Source organism: Streptomyces anthophorae, assembly GCF_049310305.1.
Lineage (GTDB): Bacteria > Actinomycetota > Actinomycetes > Streptomycetales > Streptomycetaceae > Streptomyces.
Genome location: NZ_JBLWQQ010000001.1, coordinates 751,590 through 771,552 on the forward strand (window position 1 = coordinate 751,590; position 19,963 = coordinate 771,552).

The following is a 19,963-nucleotide window of genomic DNA, read 5'->3' on the forward strand; positions in this document are numbered from 1 at the left end:
CAACCGTGAGCACACTCGCCAACGCACGGGACGTACTGCGTCTGATGGCGCACCTGCAGCGCGATGTCACCGTGACCGATGTCGCGGCCGAGCTCGGGCTGCCCAAGAGCTCGGTGTCACGGACGCTGAGCATGATGGCCGAGTACGGCTTCCTCGACCGCGACCCGCTGACCCGTGCCTACCGCCCCGGCGGCCTGATCATGGAGGCCTCGTACCACTTCCGGGCCTCCCGCGGCACCGTCTCCCTGCTGGAGGAGGAGGCCGCCCGCCTCGTCGCCGACACCGGCTACACCGGGTACGTGGACGTGCTCGACGGGGCCGAGTCGCTGGTGCTGCACATGCGCATCGGCACGGCCGGCGCCCTCCAGGCGTACACACCTGCGGGCACCCGGGCCCCCGCGTACGCCAGCTCGATGGGCCGCGCGCTGCTCGCCCGCCTGGACGACGCGCAGGTGATGCGGCTCGTCGACGCCCGCCTCGAGCAGGCGACCGGTACGGCCCCGCGGACCCGCAAGGACCTCGTCGCCGCGCTGGCCCGGATCCGCGTCGACGGCTGGGACATCTCGAAGGGCGAGTGGGTGCCGAACGTGGGCGGCATCTCGGCCGCCGTGCTCGACAACGACACGGGCCAGGTCTTCGGCATCGGCATCGCCCTGCCGGCCCCGGAGCTGCGGGACGAAGCGACCGAACGCTTCGGCAGGGCGGTGCGGGAGGCGGCCGCCCGCGTCGGCAAGCGCATCGGCGACCCGTACTGGCTGCGCTTCGTGGCCGACGAGGGCTGACCCGCCGCCCCGCGCTACGCGAGGAGCGGGCCGGTCATGGCCCCGGCGATCCCCATCGACGTGAGGACCGGCACGCGGACACCGCCCGCGCGCAGCGCCTCGCGGTGCCGGTCGGCGTATCCCATGCAGTCCAGGACGAGAGCCGCCGCACCCCGGTCCAGCAACTCCCGGGCCGCGTAGAGCAGTTCGGTCTCGTCCGAGGCGTACGGCGACGCCGTGCCGAACTCCGGCACCGGCGCGACGCCCCGCCACTTCTCGCGGGCCGCTGCCACCTGTTCCGGCAGCGGCACGATCACACCCACTGGCACACCGTCCAACACGCCACGGACGTAGGCCGTCAGGAGGGCGTCCGGCTCGACGAGCAGCGCACTGCGGGTGCGCAGCGCCGGGAACTCGCCGGTGCACAGCAGCACCACGGTGTCGACACCCTCCTCCTCGAGCGCGTCGACCCGGACCTGGAGCGCCTCCCCCACGGCCGCCTCATCGAGGGTGACCGTGGCTCCGGTCGCGAGGCGAGTGATCAGGGTGGGGCGCCCGGGGGTTGCAGCGAGGCGCTCCGCGGACCGCGCCGGGTCGGGCCCGTCGAGCACACCGACGTGCCGCACGCGCGCGGTGTGGGGCAGCGCTGCCTCGATCCCGGCGCTGAGGTCGGGGCGCGGCGACTGGCCGATGGTCAGAAAGCCGACGTTTCGCATCAGTTCTGGAGTCCTTCGAGTTCAAGATTATGAGACTGGATTCCAGAAAGATAGACATGCGAGTGACCATGAGGGAACCCTTGACCCCGTGCCGTCACCGCGGCGCCAGCAGCCCCTCGATCCCCTTGTCGATCCAGCCGGGGCGCACTTCACTGCCGAACGCGACGAGGGCGTGGCTGCGCGCCAGGTAGAGCAGGAGCGCCTGGTGGCCGATGCGGACGCGGAGGGTGCGCCCCGCGTCGCGGGCCCGCAGGAGCACTCCGGGTGGGCCGTCGGGGTCGACGACGGGGCACACCGTCACGTCGCCGATGCCCGCCGCGCCCGACAGGCCGTCGGACAGCAAGTCCCGGGACATCAAACGGTGTTCGGGTCGGCGCTCGAACCGCGTCACGGTCACCGCGACGACCAGCGGATCGTCCTCGCCGTAGCGGAGCATGACGTCGCACGGCTCGCACGCGTCGCCGTCCGTGTCGAAGGCGAGCCCTCGTACGGTCGCTTCGAGCCGCCTCTCACTGCTCCTGCCAGGATCCACCGTGATCATTCCCTTCCCCGAAGACGCGCCGCGGAACGAGCCGTAGAACGGCGCTCGAACTAACCTAGATACGGGGTCAGAAGTGCCGTTGGCATAGTCGCTGATGACCATCAATCCCACGCAACCTGTTCGACCGTTCGCACACCAGTCCTGTGAGCTCAACGCCGGTCGTCCACGTGCTCCACGTTCGCGCCGTGGCGCGCCATCGGGGTCGACCCGAGTGACCGAGAGGCCGACCGCGGCAGCGAATGTTATGCCGTGCTTCACCAGTTCGTATGGACCTTCGCGCATCCCGCCGCACACGCCGCGCACGCGCGGGACAATTCGCTGCATGACGTTCGGCATTGTGCGGCGCCGTCCCGGCGAACTCCCCCGTGAACTCACCGGTTTCATCGGCAGGGCCCCTGAATTGGCCCAGTTGGCAGCGGCGTTGGACGCGCAGCGCTGCGTCACAGTGGTGGGCCCTGGCGGCGTCGGCAAGACCCGGCTCGCGCTCCGTGCGCTCGCGGGCCGCACCACCGGGGCCGATGTGCCGGTGTGCCTGGTGGAACTGTCCGCGCTGCGCGACCCCGGACTGCTGCCGCACACCCTCGCCGCCTGCCTCGATCTTCCCGAACAGTCGGGGCGGCCCCAACTCGACGTGGTGCTCGACCACTTGCGGGAGACGCCCGCACTCATCGTCCTGGACACCTGCGAGCACTTGGTGGACGCCTGCGCCCAGCTCGTGGACGTCCTGCTGCGCGAGACCGACGGCGTCCGCGTCCTGGCGACCAGTCGGCAACCCCTGGACGTGCCGGGTGAACACACCTTTCCGCTGTCGCCGCTCGGTGTGTCGGACGCGGGCGGCGAGGCGGTGTCGCTGTTCGAGCAGCGGGCCGCGGCCGTCGTCCCCGGATTCGAGGTGACCGATGCCAGCCGGGACGCCGTGGTGCGGCTGTGCCGCCGTCTGGACGGCATGCCGCTCGCCATCGAGCTGGCCACCGTCCGGCTGCGCGCCGTGCCGCTGAATCAGCTCATCGACCGCCTGGAGGACCGCTTCCGGCTCCTGACGGGCGGCCGCCGCACTTCGCTGCCGCGCCACCAGACGCTGCGGACGACCATCGACTGGAGCCATGACCTGTGCGACGCCCGCGAGCAGCGGCTGTGGGCGCGGCTCTCGGTCTTCGCCGACGTCTTCGACCTCTCGGCCGCCGAGGAGGTCTGCGGTTTCGGCGAGTTGGGCTCGGACGAGGTGCTGGAGGTGCTCATCGACCTCGTCGACAAGTCGGTGGTGCAGCGGGTGGACGAGTTCGGGCCCGGCACCGGCGCCGACGGTACGACCCGCTACCGGATGCTCGACACCCTGCGTGAGTACGGGGCGGAGAAGCTGGCCGCGTCCGGTGAGGAGACCGCGGCACGCGACCGGCATCTGGCCCGCTACGTCAAAGCGGCGGACGAGTTCGACCGGCACTTCATCGACGACGACCAGATGCCGCGCGTCCAGGCGCTGCGCCGCGAACACCCCGACGTCCGGCTCGCTCTGGAGTTCGCGCTCGGGCGCGGCGACCGGGAACAGAAGGGGGCCGGGCTCGCCGGGGCACTGTGGGGGTACTGGCAGATCACGGGGCTCCTCACGGAAGGGCGGTACTGGCAGCAGAAGTCCGCGGCGGCCTTTCCCGGCGCGACGCCCGAACGCGCCTGGGCACTGGTCGTCGGCGGGTACATCAAGACGTTCCAGGGCGACCCGGCCGGCGCCGTCCCGGAGATCAAGGAGGGCATCGAGATCGCCGACCGGCTCGGCGAGCCCCTGATCCGGGCCCGGGGCTGGCTGTACCTGCACTGCGCGTACACCTTCGCCTGCGACTTCGACCACGCCGAGCGGGCCGGGGTTGCCGCCCATGAACGCCTCGCGGCGCTCGGCGACCTCATCGGCCTGGTCTGCCTGGACGTCCAGGCGGGGTACCAGTACCACCTCTCGGGGCAGGACGATCTCGCCCTGGAGCGCAGCGGCCAGGGGCTTGCCCGGCTCGGCGCCGGCTCGAAGGAGTGCTGGCTGCGCGGTTTCGTGCACACCATCGTGGGGCTGAGCCACTACTCGAAGGGGGACCCCGGGGCGAGCGAGGCGGCATTGAAGGAGGCGCTTCCGCTGAAGGCGGCGCTCGGCGACGTGATCGGCTGCGGCTACGCGGTGGAGATCATGGCGTGGGCCGCGGCCCGGGACGGCCGGTACCGGCGTGCCGCCTGGCTGTTCGGCGGTTCGGACGCGCTGTGGCAGTCGACCGGCGGCGAGCTGCTGAGCGGGGCGCCGGTCTCCGTGGAGAACCACCGGATGGCGGCGGAGGCGACGCGTTCGAGCCTGGGCGGCGACGCCTACGAGCACCTGTGGCAGCTGGGCGCCACCGCACCGCGCGAGACCCTGTTCGCGGCGGCGCTCACCGGCGCGGACGAACTCGTCCTGGAACCGGCGGAGTTGCCGGGCCAGCGCAGGACGACCTCCGGGGAGTCACTGACCCGCCGCGAACACGAGGTGGCACGCATGGCGGCGGACGGCCTGTCGAACCGGGAGATCGCCGAGCGGCTCTTCATCTCCCGCCGCACCGTCGACGCCCACATGGAACGCATCCTCTCCAAACTCGGCATCGGCTCCCGCAACCGCATCGCGGTGAAACTCGCGACGGCGGGGACCGGGGAGTGACGCCCGCTCAAGCGGCCTTTCGCTCTTCGGGCCCCAGGCCGCGAAGCGCCCAGAGCCCGTAGAGGGCCAGCAGCGGTTTGCCGAGCAGCCACTCGCCGGGACGGTAGTCCTCCGCCCGCACGAGCCGCTCGGCCAGATCGGGGCGCTGCCGCCGCAGGTACCCGCGGGCCTTCAGTGCGTGCGCGGGCTGAGAGACGATCTTGATGCGCTCGGCATCCTCGATCATGGGGATCACGTTCGTGACGTTCTCCCACGTCGTCGTCGACCGGTCCTCCAGGAGGACCGTGCCGTCGAATCCGCGCACCGACCTCGCGTAGTCCGCCATCAGCCGGGCCTCCGTGGCGCCGCGCCCGGTCGCCGCGCCGCCGCTGAGGATCAGGGTCGTGTCGCACGCGCCCTCGGCCGACATGGAGCGAAGCCCGGCACGTACCCGCCAGCGGTTGACGAAGTTCGCCGTCGGCCGGGCGTTGCGGAACCCCAGCACGATCACGGCCTCCGACGCTTGCCCGCCGCTCCCGCGACCCACCAGCGTGCGCGACCAGCGCCGGTTCAGCCATTCGCTCCACACCAGCACGGCCGCCCCCGCCGCCACAGCACCCGTCCACCGTCGCATGCGGCGACCCTAACGGGCAGCGGACCGTCAGGCCGGAAGCCCGGTTCGAACGCAAGCGCCGCCGGGGCCCAGGAGGGGGCGGAAGGTCCCCGGCGGCGGCCATCTTGCCGAAGGAACGTTTCCACATGAGGCGCCCGAAGTGGCGCAAACGCGCCGTTCGGGCCGAAGAGTGCGGCCCCCCGCCCCCTCGCGACTCCGACTGCTCTCCTGCTTATGTGTTCGGATCGGGCCGATATCCTGGACAGATGGCGGAGAGAACCGGCGGTGAGCCGCAGATCGATGGACGCTCCACCCGCTGGGACGGGCACAAGGCACAGCGTCAGGTGGAGTTGGTGGACGCGGCTGTCGCGCTCATCGAGGAGGAGGGCGCGCACTTCCGGATGCAGCGTCTGGCGGAGCGTGTGGGCCTGCCGCGGTCCGTGCTCTACCGGCATTTCAAGGACCGCGCGTCGTTCGACGAGTTGATCCGCCGGCGGGTGGTGGAGTCGTTCGTGAAGCGGATGGAGCCCACGCTCAGCTTCGAGGGCACCGTCGAGGAATCCGTGCACCGTGTGGTGGGCGCGCACCTGGACTGGGTGGCCCAACACCCCCGTCTGTATGCCTACATGGGCGTCGCCGAGCACGCGATGGGCGACGGCTCGCTGGTGGCTGACACCAAGACGGCCATCGCGCTGATGCTGAGCGAGCGGTTCAGCGACGTACTGGCGGCGCTTGGTGTGAAGGGGGCGCCGATCCGCTCGGTGGCGGTCGGCATCGTGGGGTTCGTGGACACCGCGGTCAACCAGTGGATGCGCGATCCCGAACGCGAGCAGACCGAGGACGAGTTGCGCGCCATGCTGTGCCGCTCGGTGTGGGCCGTACTGGAGGCGACGCTGCGCGACCTCGGCGTGGAGCTGACGCCGCAGCAGCGGGTGGCGGACGTGGAAGGGGGCTGAGCGCGGCGCTGCCGGCCGGTGTCGACCGGCCGGCAGCTCGGTGTGTCAGCCGGCCGCGACCGGGGTGGGCCGCGCGGCCTGCCTCAGGGCCTCGGTGTCCGTGAACTTGACGCGGGGGCGTCCCTGGGCCGCGCCCGCCGCCCGTTCCGTACGGTCGATCGCCTGCCAGGCCGCGAGGCCCAGGGCGTCCGGTGCCGCCGTGGCGCCGGGCTCCGGCTGCGGGAGGCGGCCCGCGGCGAAGTCGTCGAGGAGGGACTCGACGGTCTCGTGGGCGCAGGTCTTGTTGGTGCCGATGAACCCGGTCGGGCCGCGCTTGACCCAGCCCGCGACGTAGACACCGGGCTCGACGCGGCCCGCCTCGTGCGGGACGGTCGCGCTGTCCTCGTCGAAGGGCAGTCCGGGCACCGGCCGGGCGCGGTACCCGACGGAGCGCAGCACGAGGCCGGTCTCCAGGGTCTCGGTGGCGCCGGTGGGGCGGGCCCGCACGGTGCCGTCCTCGTCGGTGTGCAGGGTGGTCGGGGTGATCTCCACGGCCCGTACGCGGTCCTCGCCGACGAGGCGCGCCGGTCCCGCGAGGAAGCGCAGGGTGATGCGGCGACGGCCCTCGACCGGGGCGCGCGCGGCCAGTTCGGCCAGCAGCCGGGTCTTGTCGTTGGTGTCGTGGGCCAGGCCCTCGGGCCAGCCCTCGATGCTCACGTCGACGTCCCCCAGAGCAGAAAGCGCGAGGAGTTCAGGAACGGTGAACGCGGCCTGCGCGGGCCCGCGGCGGCCGAGCAGGACGACCTCGCGGACCTTGCTGGCACGCAGCGCGTCGAGGGCGCGGTCGGAGATGTCGGTACGGGCCAGGGCGTCGGGGTCGGCGGTGAGGATGCGGGCCACGTCGAGGGCGACGTTGCCGTTGCCGATGACGACGGCGCGTTCGGTGTCGAGGGGGTGCTCGTCGAGGGCGCGGTCGGGGTGGCCGTTGTACCAGGCCACGAAGTCCGTCGCGGAGACGCTGCCGGACAGGTCCTCGCCCTCGATGCCGAGCCGCTTGTCGGTCGCGGCGCCGACCGCGTAGATCACGGCGTGGTGCTCGCGCAGCAGGTCGGCGTGGGTGAGGTCGGTGCCGACCTCGACACCGAGCCGGTAGGTGAAGCCGGGCTGCGACTCGATGGTCCGGAACAGCTCGGTGACCTGCTTGGTGTCCTGGTGGTCGGGCGCGACACCGGCCCGCGCGAGACCGTACGGGGTGGGGAGCCGGTCGTACACGGTGACGCGGACGCCGGGGTGGCGCAGCAGCTCGTCGGCGGCGAAGAGCCCGGCAGGCCCCGCACCGACGACGGCGACCGACAACTCGCCCTGCGGGAGGGCGCGTTGCTTCGGCACGACGTACATGGGTGCGCGGTCGTCGTGCGGATTCTCCTTGTAGTAGGAGGCGTTCAGCTCCAGGAAGGGCAACTCCGCCTCGCTGAGCGCGGTGTGCGGCTTGAGCGCGTCGACCGGACAGGCCGTCGTGCAGGCGCCGCAGTCCACGCAGGTGCGCGGATCGACGTACAGCATCTCGGCGGTGGCGAAGCCGGGCTCGCCCGGGGCGGGGTGGATGCAGTTGACCGGACAGGCCAGCACGCAGGAGGCGTCGGCGCAGCAGGATCGGGTGACGGCGTACGGCACGGCGGGCTGGTCTCCGTTCGGGCGGTTCAGGGAAGGGTGGTACGGGAGGGGCTCAGTCGGTGAGCGGGGCGGGCTCGCCGCGGAAGCGCGCCGGGCGGCCGTCGATGCGCAGGGCCCGCCACAGCGGCCGGGACACCTTGTTCATGAGGCCGATGTCCTGGGCGAGCATCCGCACGTCGGAGAAGAGCTCCTGGAGCATCTTCTGGCCGGCCTCGGACTTCCAGAAGACCTCCTTGATCACCCAGTCCGGGATGCCGACCAGCTCGGCGGACTTCTTGTCGGGGATCATGATGACGTCGCACAGGATCCGCATGATCAGCGGGAAGAGCACGGACAGCGCGCCGCGGCGGGCCTTGCCGTAGCGCGGCACGCGCAGCCGCAGGAACTCGTGCGCGAAGGAGATGTGCCGGGCCTCCTCGGCGATGTGGATCTGCATGATCCGCTGCGGCAGCGGGTGCACCGGCTCCCCGCTGCGCAGGGCGCCCTTCTGGAGGTGGTCGATGGGCTCCTCACCGGCGAGGATGCCGGTGAAGAACGCCTCGGGGTAGAGCGAGCCGAACAGCGGCAGGACCCGGCTGAGCTGGCGGAACCAGCGCTTGCCGCCCGGGGTGTCCACGCCGGTGCGGTTGACCAGCTCCTGGAACATCTGGGTGTGGTGGGTCTCTTCGGTGATCTCGTGGGTGAGGTACCTGAACTCCAGGTTCTGGTTCCCCAGTTGGTAGATGTAGTCGAGCGCCCCGCGCATGAGCAGGTTCTCGAACTGCATGCCCACCTTGGCGATGACCGCCCAGCGCCAGATCCCGATCCGGATCTGCGTCTCGAGCGACTGCTCCTGGTACCAGCGGTGGGCGCCCAGGGCGTCCGCGGAGGTGAGCACCCAGCGGGTGTCGCTCGTGTCCACGGCGAACTCGGGATCGTCCCACTTGATGTCGATGAAGGCGTTGAAGTTGACGTTGACGGAGCCCTCGGACAAGGTCCGCAGGCGCTCGTCGTAGACCTTCCTGGACAGCTTCGGGGTCATCTTCGTCCTCGATTGTCGGTGGTGGGGGCGGTCAGGCGGAGCGAGCGGTCAGGCGGCGCGGGTCGGTTCCTTGACCTCGGCCGGGCGGCCCGCCTTCTCGAAGCGCAGCGGGCCGTCGTCGATGGCGGACTTCTGGAGCATGGCGCGGTCGCGGTAGTAGTTGTTCCACAGCCGCCACGGGTCTCGGGTGCCCTGGCGCGGCATGACCTTGTCGGCGCGGGCGATGTACCCGGAGGTCAGCGCCTCGCCCATGACGGAGAACTCGGAGCGGTCGCCGTCGGAGGCCACCGGGGTGGCGATGTCGTGTCCGTTACGGCGCATGTGCGCCAGCAGGCGGGCGGTGTAGTCGGCCGCCAGGTCCGCCTTGAGGGTCCAGGAGGCGTTGGTGTAGCCGATGACGAGCGACATGTTGGGCACGCCCTCGAGCAGGACGGCCTTGTAGAGCACGCGGTTCGTGACGTCCACGGGGACGCCGTCCACGGTCAGGTCCATGCCACCCATGAGGCGGACGCTCAGGCCGGTCGCGGTGACGACGATGTCGGCCTTCAGCTCCTCGCCGGACTTCAGGCGGATGCCGTCGGCGGTGAACGTGTCGATGTGGTCGGTGGCGATGGATGCCTTGCCGCGCTTGAGCACCTTGAACAGGTCGCCGCCGGGGACGACGCACAGCCGCTGGTCCCACGGCTTGTACGTGGGGCTGAAGTGGCGCATGTCGACGTTCTTGCCCGCCTGGGCGCGCACGAGCCCGAGCAGCGCCTTGCGGGCGAGGCGGGGGTACTTGCGGCAGAAGGCGTAACTCCCGCGCTGCAACGCGATGTTGCGGGCCCGCACCACCTTGTGGGTGAGCCGGGCGGGGGCGCGCAGCTTCTTCATGACGGAGGTGAGCGGGTCGACCTCCGGCAGGGCCAGGACGTAGGTGGGCGAGCGCTGCAACATGGTGACGCTCTCGGCCTTGTCGGCCATCGCGGGCAGCAGTGTGATGGCGGTGGCGCCCGAGCCGATCACGACCACGCGCTTGCCGGTGTGGTCGAGGTCCTCGGGCCACTGCTGGGGGTGCACGAGCGTGCCCTGGTAGTCGGCCTCGCCCGGGAACTCGGGGCGGTAGGGCTGGTCGTAGTCGTAATAGCCGGTCGCCCCGACGAGGTAGCCGGCGCTGTACGACTCGTGCGCGCCGGTGGCCTCGTCCTCGACCTCGACCGTCCAACGCCCGCTCTCGTGCGAGAAGTCGGCGCTGATGGCGCGGCGGCCGAAGCGGGTGCGCTCCAGGATGCCGCCGTCGGTGGCGGCATCCTCCACGTACTGGCGGATCTGCGCGCCATCGGCGAGGATGCGCGCGTCGGTCCAGGGGCGGAAGCCGAAGCCGAAGGTGGGCATGTCGGAGTCGGACCGGATGCCGGGGTACCGGAAGAGGTCCCAGGTGCCGCCCACGCGGGCGCGGCGCTCCAGTACGACGAGCGAGGCCCTGGGGTTGTCGCGCAGGACATGGCGCGCGGCGCTGATGCCGGATATTCCGGCACCGATGACCAGGACGTCGACGTGCTGCTGCTCCATCGCGGAGGGTCCTCGCTCTCGCTCGTGAGCCCCTGAGAGAGACAGGGACGGAGGGTTCAGCGCCTCTCGGGGCGCCGGCGGTACTCAGACACGTGGTTCTCATCTGCGCGGTACCCGCAATTTACCTGCGACACTCTGTTTCAGATACCGTTGGTAACGTGACGTGGGTCACACTGCGAGGCCGGTGTTTTCGGCCGAACGCCCGCAGAAGACGCAGAAGTTGGCGGCGGGTTCCCTGTTGTCGCTGGTGGTCGCGTCGGCGGCGGTGTGCCGGTCGGTCGGTCAGTCCGCGTCGGGGCCGCTGTCGAACCGGGCTCGATTGCCTGCGATCTCGTCGTGGTGCGTGCCCGCCCAGTCGATCAGGACGGTGACCGCGTCGAGGAGCGAGGCGCCCAGGGCGGTCAGCGCGTACTCGACCCGTGGTGGCACCTCGGGGTAGGAGGTGCGCGTGACGAGGCCGTCGCGGCGCAGCTGGCGCAGGGTGAGGGTGAGCATCCGCTGGGAGAGGCCCGGGATCGAGCGCTGAAGATCGGTGAAGCGCACGGGCCCGCCCTCCAGGGTGCCGATCACGAGCACGGCCCACTTGTTGCCCGCCCGCTCGACGATCTGCCGGAGGGTCTCGCCCTGCTCGGCGGGCCAGCGGGCACAGGGGCCGGTCCGGTGCGGCGGTTCGGCCGCCCGGGGGTCGCGGGTCATCGTGCGCCTGCCCTTCCCTCCGCCTTGCTTACACGCGTGTGCCTTTTGTACGCGCTCCCATGCTGACGCAGGGTGGGGTGGCGCACCACAGATGACCGACGGCCGCGCGGCGTCCCGACCGCGGGCCGGCCCACCCCAGGAGGATCAGCATGCTCATGCGTGCCGCGACCGTATCCCGCTTCGGCGGGCCCGAGGCAGTCGAGATCACGGAGGTCCCGGTGCCCGAGCCCGGCCCCGGACAGGTGCGGATCAAGGTGGCGGCGGCCGCGCTGAACCCGGTGGACGCGGCGATGCGGGCGGGCGTCTTCGGCGGCGACGGCGAGCGCATCGGCCCGGGCTGGGACGTCGCGGGCACCGTCGACGCCGTCGGCCCCGGCGCGTCCCTGTCCCCCGGCGACCGCGTCCTCGGCCTGGCCACAGGACACCGCACCCCGCTGGGCACCCACGCCGAGTACGCGGTCCTCGACGCGGACGCCGTCGCGCCCGCCCCTCAGGCCCTGGACGACGCGCACGCCGCGGCCCTCCCCCTCAACACGCTCTCCGCCGCGCAGGCACTCGACCTGGCCGCGCTCGAGCCCGGGCAGAGCCTGCTCGTGACGGGCGCGGCGGGTGGAGTCGGCGCGCACACCGTGGAGCTCGCACACCACCGCGGACTGAAGGTCACCGCGCTCGCCTCCGCGGGCGACGAGGAGTTCCTCCGGTCGCGCGGCGCCGACGACTTCCTGTCCCGCGAGCAGACACCGCCTCCGGCCACCTTCGACGGTGTCGTCGACGCCGCCGTTCTGGGCGACGCGGCCCTCGCTCCGGTCCGCGACGGCGGCGCCTACGTCGGCGTTTGGCCCGGCCAGGAGCCGGCGGCCGAGCGCGGCATCCGCGTCCACGCGCTGGACGTGCGCGCCGACGGCGCCCAGCTCGCGGACCTGGCGGGCCTCGCCGACCGGGGCACGCTGCTCCCCCGCGTCGCCGAGCTCTACCCGCTCGCCGACGCCGCCGCGGCCCACGCGCGCCTCGCGGAGGGCGGCCTGCGGGGACGGATCGTGATCGTCCCCTGATCCGCCCGCCCCCGGTGACGGCGGGTGCGATTGAATACGACCTCATGAGCGAGAGTGGGCGTGCCGCCAGCCGGACGGCGGTGCTGGTGTGCCAGGGCAGGGCGGCCGCGGACGGAAAGGCCGGCGCGGGCGGGTTCGCCGATCCGGTGGCGGTACGGCTGCTGCGCGAGGCGGAGCGGGCGCCCGTGACCGAGGTGCGCGCGGGCACACCGCCCAAGGACTGGCGGGCCCGGATGACGTACGAGAGCGTACGGGCGTGTGTCGAGGTGGCGGTGCCGCGCACGGTCGCCATCGACGAGGCCCTGCGCGCCCGTCCGAGCGGCCAGCTCGTGATCCTCGGCGCCGGTCTCGACACCCGCGCCTGGCGCCTGGCCGCACTCGCCCGCACCGATGTGTGGGAGGTCGACCACCCCGCCTCCCAGCAGGACAAGCGAGACCGGCTCGCGGAGGCCGCCGAGCTGCCGCCCGCGGCACGTTCCGTCCGCTTCACACCCGTCGACTTCGCGGTCGACGACCTCGGCGCCGCGCTGGCCGCCGCCGGGCACGATCCGGCCGCACCGACGACCTGGCTGTGGGAGGGCGTCGTCCCCTACCTCACGCGCGCCGAGGTCCGCGCGACGGTGGCCACGCTCTCCGCGCGTACGGCTCCCGGCAGCACGCTCGTCGTCAACTACCAGGCACCGTCGGCCAAGGCGACCGCGGGACGCCTGCTGACACGCGTGCTCCGCAGCTCCGTCACGGCGGGCGAGCCGTGGCGCTCACTGTGGAAGCCGCGGCAATTGGCGGCCCTCCTCGCCGAACACGGTTGGTCGGTGACGTCGGACGACACCCTCCTCACCCTCGCCGAGTCCCTCGGCAGTCCGGCGCGGGGCCGGGCCTCCCTTCGGTCGGGCCGGGTGGCGGTGGCGGAGACGCCCGCGACCAGGAACCACACGCCCTCGACGTAACGTCTCCTCCCCGGACGACAGTCACCAATGGCTCGCGTACAACGGGGAGGAGGACACCACGATGTGGATCGCCATGTCACTCCTGGCCGGGCTCGCCGCCCTCGGCTTCGGCGTCCGTGAGGCCGTCGTCCAGTACCGCCTCCAGCGAGAGGGCATCCGCGCCGGAGGTCTGGTGGTCCGCCACGAGCGGAGCGACGCCGGACGGCACGGCGGCCCCGTCCACTTCGCGGTGGTCGAGTTCGTCGACACGTACGGCGGCCGGCACACCTTCCAGGCCGGTTCGTCCGGCGTCAGGGGCCTGCCCGTGGGCGGCGCGCTCTTCACCGCCATCGGCGTCTGGCTGCTGGTCACCGGCCGCTGAGCGAAACGCCGTTCCCACCGGGCCGAGGACACCTCCCCTCAACAGCCCCTGCGACCCCATCCATTGACGTACCCCCTCCCTCACGACAAAGATCGACAGGAACCGTACCGACAACGTTGTCTAAAGAGAGGGTCGCGATGAGAGCGTCGCCGCCACCGAGCTCGCAGAACTCACCGAGACCGCTGAGGTCCCTCGCGTCGCGGCGCACGCCGCACCCGTTGCGCTCGCTGATACGCACCGTCACCGCCGCGTTCGTCGTCACCACGGTGGCCGCCGCCAGCCTCACCCCCGGGGTCGCCAGCGCCCGGGAAGCCGGGCCCGGCTTCGCCGCCGACCCGACGAGCCTGGTCGACACCTCGATCGGGAACAACGGCGACGGAACCACCTTCCCCGGCGCGACCACGCCCTTCGGCATGGTCCAGCTGAGCCCCGACACACAGCTGAACAAGTACGCCTCGTACGACTACGCGCAGGACACCATCCTCGGCTTCAGCCACACGCACCTGTCGGGTGTCGGCTGCCAGACGATGGGCAATATCCGGTTCATGCCGACCACGGGCGCGGTCACCTCGTCCGATCCGGCGCAGTACGGCGCGAAGTTCAGCCATGACAACGAGACCCGCTCGCCGGGCTATTACGGCGTGAAGTTCGACAACGGCATCAAGGCCGAGCTGTCGGCGACCAAGCGCACCGGCCAGCACCGTTACACCTTCCCCAGCGGTTCGGGCGCGGAGAACGTCCTCATCGAGGCCGGGGAGAGCAACGGCAGCACCTACGCCGGTGACATCAAGGTCGTCGGTGACAACACCGTCGAAGGATGGGTGCAGGGCGGCAACTTCTGCGGGGAGACCGGCAAGGAGCGCTACCGGGTCTTCTTCAGCGCCAGGTTCAACCGGTCGTTCTCGAAGTTCGGCACCTGGAGCGACGGCACACTCACCCCGAGCCAGCGCGAGGCCTCGCGGGGCGACAAGCGCGCGGGTGCCTGGCTGTCGTTCGACCCGTCCAAGGGTGACAAGGTCGGCGCGTCGGTGGGCGTGTCCTACACCTCGGTGGACGGTGCGCGCCTCAATCGCGGCGCCGAGCAGCCGAGTTCGTTCGACCGGGCCCGCTCCGGAGCGCACGATGCCTGGAAGAGCGAGCTGAACCGGATGCGCGTCGCCGGTGGCTCCACCGCCGACCAGCGCACGTACTACAGCGCCCTGTACCGATCGCTGCTGCACCCCTCGATCGGCTCCGACGTCGACAACCGCTACCGCGGCTTCGACGACAAGGTGCACCGCTCGGATTCGCCGTACTACCAGATGTTCTCGCTGTGGGACACGTACCGCTCGCAGAACCAACTGGTGGCGCTGCTGCACCCGGACAAGGCCGCCGACATGGCCAAGTCCCTGCTGCGGGTCTACAAGGACGGTGGCTGGCTGCCTCGCTGGGGCCTCGGAAACAGTGAGACGAACGTGATGAGCGGTGACCCCGTCACCCCGTTCATCGTCGACCTCTACAACCGCGGCCTGCTCGACGACCGCACTTCGCGCGAGCTCTTCGACGCGCTCTGGAAGAACGTCAACGAGGTCCCCTCCGACCAGTCGACCTTCCGTGGCCGCGACGGCAACCCGACGTACGTGAAGAACGGCTTCGTCGGCTACCAGAACCTGCCCGGCTACAAGTTCGGCGACAGCCGCCAGGCGGGGTCGGCCACGCTGGAGTACGCGCTCGGCGACTGCGCCCTGTCCACGATGGCCGACGGTCTCGGCCACAAGGACAAGGCCGCGACGCTCGCCTCCCGCTGCGGCAACTTCGCCAAGCTGTGGGACGCCGACGTCACTTCGCAGGGCTTCACCGGGTTCCCCGTGACGAGGAACGCCGACGGCAGCGTCGCCGGTGACAGCGACCCGACGCAGTCCGGCGCCTTCCACGAGGGCACGGCGTGGCAGTACCAGTGGCTCGCGCAGCAGGACCCGCAGGCGCTGTACGGCCTGATGGGCGGCAAGAAGGCCGCCGAGCAGCGGCTCGACACGTTCTTCGACATGCCGACCGTGCTCAGCGACCCGGCGAAGGCCGCCAAGGAGTCGTGGGTGACCGGCGCGTACGACTACCACAACAACTTCGCGTTCAACCCGAACAACGAGCCCGACTTCCACGCCCCGTGGATGTACACGTGGACCGACACCCCGTGGAAGACCTCCGCGGTGCTGCGGGCCATGCGGACGCTGTTCACCGACGACCCGTACGGCATGCCCGGCAACGACGACCTCGGCGCCACGTCGTCGCTGCTCGTCTTCGCCATGGCCGGTGTCTTCGAGGTCCAGCCCGGTTCGGCGAAGTACGTCCTGTCGGCCCCGATGTTCGACAAGGTCGAGATCCGCCCGGCAGGCGGCCGCAGGATCAGCATCGCGGCTCCGGGCGCGGACGCGTCGAAGCTCCAGTACGTCTCGTCCGTGACCACGGGCAAGGGCACCCCGCTGCGCCAGAGCTGGCTCTCCCACAAGGACCTGCTCGGCGCGGGCACGATCGGCGTCAAGCTCTCGGACAAGCCGACGAGTTGGGGCGCGGACGTCGCGCCGCCGGCGGTGGCCGGGGACTGAGGTGGTCGGGGCGCGGCTCCCGGCTCATGGGGAGCCGCGCCCGGGCTGCTTCCGCGAAATACGCTTGTGCGGGCCGTCCTCCGGATGATGCGCTGGCACGGTGATCAAAGGTGATGGCGCAGCTGATGAGGAAGCCACTGTCCGGCCGTTGACGAGGGCGTGGGTGCGGCGGGCGCTCGGTGACGGTGAGCGGGTCGTGCGGATCGAGGCGCTGCACGGTGGTGTCACCGCCGAGATGCGGCGACTGACGGTGGCCGGGCCGGGTGGCAGCGGCCGTGAGCTGGTGCTGCGGAGTTACGTCGATCCGTTCTTCGTGGATCGTGCCGAGGAGGCCCTGGAGCGGGAGAGCGGCGCGCTGGGTGTGCTCGCGGGGGCCGCCGACGTACCGGCTCCCGGGCTGATCGCGGCCGATCCGACCGCGGCGCACTGCGAGTATCCGTCGCTCCTGATGACCTGTCTGCCCGGGCGTACGCACCTGTGCGACGAAGGGCTTGAGACTCGTGTCCGGCTGCTCGCGCGTCAGCTCGTGGCGATTCACCAGGTGTGTCCCGCTGAACAGCCGCCGAAGTACGAGGCGTTGACCACCGCCGACACCGTGGTGGTTCCCGAGGGCGCCGACGCCGCCGCGTGGGCCGCGGCCATCGACGTCATTCGTGAGCCCGCGCCGCCCTACGAAGGGCGCTTCCTGCACCGGGACTTCCACCTCGGCAACGTACTCTTCGACACCCCGACGACCCGGATCACGGGTGTCGTCGACTGGGCCGGGGCCTCCTGGGGTCCTGCGGACCTCGACGTGGCGCACACCTGCACCAATCTCGCCCTGGTGCACGGCCCTGAGTGGGGGCAGCGGTTCGCCGACGCCTACGAGGAGGCCGGCGGGGTGCTCGCCGGGGAACCGGGTGAGCGACTGTACTGGCGGGTGCGGGACGCCTTGGCGTTCTCGGAGGAGGTGGAGGTGGTGGCTCGACCGTGGCGGGACGCGGGGAGGACGGAGCTGACCACGCGGGTTGTGAAGCGGCGGCTGGACGCCTATGTCACCGGGCTGATGTCGTCCGCGTGACGTCATGGCACACCGGGCCGCCGCCCCGGCGCCTCCCCCACGGTCACCTCGCGAAGAAGCTCTGCGCCTCGCGGACTCCCTCCGCCAGCGCCTCGACCTCGGCATGTGTGTTGTAGACGTAGAAGGACGCCCGGGTCGTCGCCGGGATGCCGTAGCGGCGCACGATCGGCCGGGCGCAGTGGTGGCCCACGCGGACGGCGATGCCGCGTTGGTCGAGGATCTGGCCGATGTCGTGCGGGTGGACGTCGTCGACGGTGAAGGAGACGGCCGAGCCGCGGTCGCGCGGCTCGGCAGGTCCGACGATGCGGACGCCGGGGATCTCGGCCAGCAGGCGAAGCGCGTGTTCGGTGAGCCGGTCCTCGTGGGCCGCCACCTCGTTCATGTCCAGTGCCGTCAGGTAGTCCACGGCCGCGGCCAGGCCCACCGCCTGCGCCGCCATCGGGACACCGGCCTCGAAGCGCTGCGGCGGCGGGAGGAACGTCGAGTGGTCCATCTCGACGACCTCGATCATCGAGCCGCCCGTGAGGAACGGCGGTAGTGCGGCGAGGAGTTCGCCGCGCCCCCACAGCACGCCGACGCCGCTCGGGCCGAGCATCTTGTGGCCGGAGAAGGCGAGGAAGTCGGCGCCGAGGTCGTGGACGTCGACGGGGCGGTGCGGGACGGACTGGGCGCCGTCGACCACGACGAGCGTGCCGTGCGCGTGGGCGCGGTCGGCGAGTTCGCGTACGGGGTTGAGGGTGCCCAGGACGTTGGACTGGTGGGTGAGGGCGAGGACCTTCGTGCGCTCGTCGAGGAGTTCGTCGGCGCGGGTCAGGTCGAGGCGGCCGTCGTCGGTGAGGGCGAACCAGTCGAGGGTCGCGCCCGTGCGTTCGGCGAGCTGCTGCCAGGGCACGAGGTTGGCGTGGTGTTCCATCTCCGTCACCACGATGCGGTCGCCGGGGCCGACCCTGCGGGCGTTCTCCAGGGCGTACGCGACGAGGTTGATGCCCTCGGTGGTGTTCTTGGTGAACACGATCTCGTCGTCCGCGGCGCCGATGAATCCCGCGACCTTGTGCCGGGCGTTCTCGTACGCCTCGGTGGCCTCGTCGGCGAGCTGGTGGGTGCCGCGGTGGACGGCCGCGTTGTGGTGCAGGTAGAAGTCCCGCTCGGCGTCGAGGACGTGGAGCGGTTTCTGGGTGGTGGCGCCCGAGTCGAGGTAGACGAGGCGTGCGCCGCCGTCCATCGTGCGCCCGAGAATCGGGAAGTCCTTGCGCACTGCGTCGACGTCGAATCCCACGGCCGACCACCTCTCACGGTTTCCAGTCTCATTTAACGTGAGCGACGCTAGGCTTTCTCACGGAGAATGGCAAGCGTTAGCATGAGGGCGTGGATCAAGCCGACCCTGTCTATCTGCGCCAGCCTCCGGTCCCCGGCGAGGAGCGCTTCCTCTCGCTCGCCCTGGTCAACACCCGGTTCGACCTCAGCCATGGCGCCGTCGACCTGCTCGACGACACCGAGGCCGCACACCTGTGGCTCGTGCGGCACGAGCTGCTGACCGACCGGACAGCGCTGAACGGGCGGCAGCACGGGCGACTTCTCGGACTGCGCGAGGCCGTACGCACCCTGCTGCGCGCTCGCGCGGACGGCTCCGGGCCGCCGCCCGCCGACGCCCTGGCCACCCTCAACTCCGCGCTCGCCGCGGCCCCTTCGACGCCCCGGCTCGCCTGGTCCACGACCGGCCCGCACCGCGCCGACACCCCCGACACCGGCAATCCGGTCGCCGCCGCGCTCTCCCAACTGGCCGACGACGCGACCGACCTGCTCGTCGGCCAGGAGGCCGACCGCCTCACCGAATGCGCCGCGCAGAACTGCGCCCGCTGGTTCCTGCGCTCCCACGGCGCCCGCCGCTGGTGCACGACGCGCTGCGGAAACCGGGTGCGGGCGGCGCGCTCCTACGCGGCACGCAAGCAGCAGTGACACGGGGCGGGCCTCCTGGCCCCCCCGGACATCAGTAGCGATGCCCCGGCCAGTGCGGGTGCGTCCAGCGGTCCTCGCCGGTGAGTGCGAGCAGCCCTATCCGGTGGCGGAGTTCCTGCGGGGCGCCGGCGGCACGGAGCCGTGCGGCGCCGGGGCCGTGGAGCCAGGCCGCCAATTCCGCGCTCATTTGGTCCTCGTCGTTCTCGTACCAGTTGACGTACCACGGGAGCCGGTCGCCCAGCAGCTCGTACTCCCACTCCTCCGCCGCCTCCACGAGCCGCCGGTCGCTGAGGGGGCCGGTCTCCCGCTCCCAGTCGGCGAGCCAGGGGCCGACCGTGCCGGACGCCTCGGCGCACATCGCCATCACCTGGTGGGCCGGGACGGCCGCGTCCGGGCCGGTGAGGCTCTGGGCCCACCAGGCGTGCAGGAACTCGCGTACGGCACCGGCCTGCGCATCGGGCCACCGCTGCCAGCGGCCACGGGCGAACGAGTCCCCCGCCTCCTCAAGACCGAACAGCCCATCGACGCGCCCGGCGACCAGGGCGGCGGCGAACTGCGGCAGGATGCGGCGCAGGACCGCGCCGTGATCCGTCCAGTCGACGGCCTGCCATGTGCGGCGCAGGAGATCCGGATCCAGGTCCACGTCGGGCACCTTGAGGAGGGCCAGCTCCTCCTCGCTCCCCCAGTGACACGTGCAGTTGGACTCGTCCGGGTGTGCGGTCATTCCGCGGAAGACCGTGGCGAGATCGGCCAGGGCGGCGTCGAGTCTTCGACGGGCGGGGTGGTCGGCTGCATGCATGACGTGGGCCCATACCTTCAAGGACTCCAGAGCGGCCTCGGCCGTCTGAAGATC

Annotated in this window: 18 protein-coding genes; 9 read left to right on the forward strand and 9 right to left on the reverse strand. The window is 71.5% G+C overall.

Annotated elements, in window-relative coordinates; all coding sequences use genetic code 11:
- The first annotated feature begins 5 nt into the window (after positions 1–5).
- Positions 6–782 carry an IclR family transcriptional regulator gene (locus ACNYS0_RS03275; RefSeq protein WP_422471103.1) on the forward strand — a complete coding sequence of 259 codons (777 nt, stop codon included), beginning with the start codon at positions 6–8 and terminating at the stop codon, positions 780–782.
- Positions 783–796: 14 nt separating this feature from the next.
- Here ACNYS0_RS03275 and ACNYS0_RS03280 read toward each other — a convergent pair whose 3' ends face one another.
- Positions 797–1,477 carry an AroM family protein gene (locus ACNYS0_RS03280; protein ID WP_422471104.1) on the reverse strand — a complete coding sequence of 227 codons (681 nt, stop codon included), beginning with the start codon at positions 1,475–1,477 and terminating at the stop codon, positions 797–799.
- Positions 1,478–1,571: 94 nt separating this feature from the next.
- Positions 1,572–2,009 carry an SsgA family sporulation/cell division regulator gene (locus tag ACNYS0_RS03285; RefSeq protein ID WP_422471105.1) on the reverse strand — a complete coding sequence of 146 codons (438 nt, stop codon included), beginning with the start codon at positions 2,007–2,009 and terminating at the stop codon, positions 1,572–1,574.
- A gap of 331 nt (positions 2,010–2,340) precedes the next feature.
- Between ACNYS0_RS03285 and ACNYS0_RS03290 the strand changes: the two genes are divergently transcribed.
- Positions 2,341–4,683, forward strand: a complete 2,343-nt coding sequence (locus ACNYS0_RS03290) for an ATP-binding protein (protein WP_422471106.1) — start codon at positions 2,341–2,343, stop codon at positions 4,681–4,683.
- Between the two features lie 7 nt (positions 4,684–4,690).
- On the opposite strand, the gene ACNYS0_RS03295 is transcribed toward ACNYS0_RS03290, so the two are convergent.
- On the reverse strand, positions 4,691–5,296 hold the full coding sequence (locus ACNYS0_RS03295) for a YdcF family protein (protein WP_422471107.1): 606 nt from the start codon (positions 5,294–5,296) through the stop codon (positions 4,691–4,693).
- Between the two features lie 245 nt (positions 5,297–5,541).
- On the opposite strand from ACNYS0_RS03295, the gene ACNYS0_RS03300 reads away from it, so the two are divergent.
- Positions 5,542–6,231, forward strand: coding sequence for a TetR/AcrR family transcriptional regulator (locus ACNYS0_RS03300; RefSeq protein WP_422471108.1), 690 nt, complete (start codon positions 5,542–5,544; stop codon positions 6,229–6,231).
- A 45-nt stretch (positions 6,232–6,276) separates the two neighbouring features.
- On the opposite strand, the gene ACNYS0_RS03305 is transcribed toward ACNYS0_RS03300, so the two are convergent.
- From ACNYS0_RS03305 to ACNYS0_RS03320, 4 genes are all read right to left on the reverse strand, one after another.
- Positions 6,277–7,884 carry an FAD-dependent oxidoreductase gene (locus ACNYS0_RS03305; protein WP_422471109.1) on the reverse strand — a complete coding sequence of 536 codons (1,608 nt, stop codon included), beginning with the start codon at positions 7,882–7,884 and terminating at the stop codon, positions 6,277–6,279.
- Between the two features lie 52 nt (positions 7,885–7,936).
- Positions 7,937–8,905, reverse strand: coding sequence for an AurF N-oxygenase family protein (locus tag ACNYS0_RS03310; RefSeq protein ID WP_422471110.1), 969 nt, complete (start codon positions 8,903–8,905; stop codon positions 7,937–7,939).
- A gap of 48 nt (positions 8,906–8,953) precedes the next feature.
- Positions 8,954–10,456 (reverse strand): flavin-containing monooxygenase, encoded by a 1,503-nt coding sequence (locus ACNYS0_RS03315; RefSeq protein WP_422471111.1) that lies wholly within the window; start codon positions 10,454–10,456, stop codon positions 8,954–8,956.
- A 282-nt stretch (positions 10,457–10,738) separates the two neighbouring features.
- Complete coding sequence (locus tag ACNYS0_RS03320) at positions 10,739–11,152, reverse strand: winged helix-turn-helix transcriptional regulator (RefSeq protein ID WP_422471112.1); 414 nt, start codon at positions 11,150–11,152, stop codon at positions 10,739–10,741.
- 155 nt (positions 11,153–11,307) lie between these two features.
- Here ACNYS0_RS03320 and ACNYS0_RS03325 point away from each other — a divergent pair, with 155 nt between their 5' ends.
- The 5 genes from ACNYS0_RS03325 (at position 11,308) to ACNYS0_RS03345 (ending at position 17,154) form a co-directional block, all read left to right on the forward strand.
- Positions 11,308–12,204 carry an NADP-dependent oxidoreductase gene (locus tag ACNYS0_RS03325; RefSeq protein ID WP_422482441.1) on the forward strand — a complete coding sequence of 299 codons (897 nt, stop codon included), beginning with the start codon at positions 11,308–11,310 and terminating at the stop codon, positions 12,202–12,204.
- Between the two features lie 44 nt (positions 12,205–12,248).
- Complete coding sequence (locus ACNYS0_RS03330) at positions 12,249–13,151, forward strand: class I SAM-dependent methyltransferase (protein ID WP_422471113.1); 903 nt, start codon at positions 12,249–12,251, stop codon at positions 13,149–13,151.
- Between the two features lie 61 nt (positions 13,152–13,212).
- Positions 13,213–13,512, forward strand: coding sequence for a DUF3592 domain-containing protein (locus ACNYS0_RS03335; RefSeq protein WP_422471114.1), 300 nt, complete (start codon positions 13,213–13,215; stop codon positions 13,510–13,512).
- A gap of 218 nt (positions 13,513–13,730) precedes the next feature.
- On the forward strand, positions 13,731–16,094 hold the full coding sequence (locus tag ACNYS0_RS03340; protein WP_422471115.1) for a GH92 family glycosyl hydrolase: 2,364 nt from the start codon (positions 13,731–13,733) through the stop codon (positions 16,092–16,094).
- A 148-nt stretch (positions 16,095–16,242) separates the two neighbouring features.
- Positions 16,243–17,154, forward strand: coding sequence for a phosphotransferase family protein (locus ACNYS0_RS03345; RefSeq protein ID WP_422471116.1), 912 nt, complete (start codon positions 16,243–16,245; stop codon positions 17,152–17,154).
- Between the two features lie 43 nt (positions 17,155–17,197).
- On the opposite strand, the gene ACNYS0_RS03350 is transcribed toward ACNYS0_RS03345, so the two are convergent.
- A complete protein-coding gene (locus tag ACNYS0_RS03350) occupies positions 17,198–18,430 on the reverse strand; it encodes an aminotransferase class V-fold PLP-dependent enzyme (RefSeq protein ID WP_422471117.1) in 1,233 nt (410 codons plus the stop codon).
- Between the two features lie 89 nt (positions 18,431–18,519).
- Between ACNYS0_RS03350 and ACNYS0_RS03355 the strand changes: the two genes are divergently transcribed.
- Positions 18,520–19,110 carry a CGNR zinc finger domain-containing protein gene (locus tag ACNYS0_RS03355; RefSeq protein ID WP_422471118.1) on the forward strand — a complete coding sequence of 197 codons (591 nt, stop codon included), beginning with the start codon at positions 18,520–18,522 and terminating at the stop codon, positions 19,108–19,110.
- A 31-nt stretch (positions 19,111–19,141) separates the two neighbouring features.
- On the opposite strand, the gene ACNYS0_RS03360 is transcribed toward ACNYS0_RS03355, so the two are convergent.
- Positions 19,142–19,909: a hypothetical protein gene (locus ACNYS0_RS03360; RefSeq protein WP_422471119.1), complete on the reverse strand. Its 768-nt coding sequence runs from the start codon at positions 19,907–19,909 to the stop codon at positions 19,142–19,144.
- Positions 19,910–19,963 lie beyond the last annotated feature (54 nt).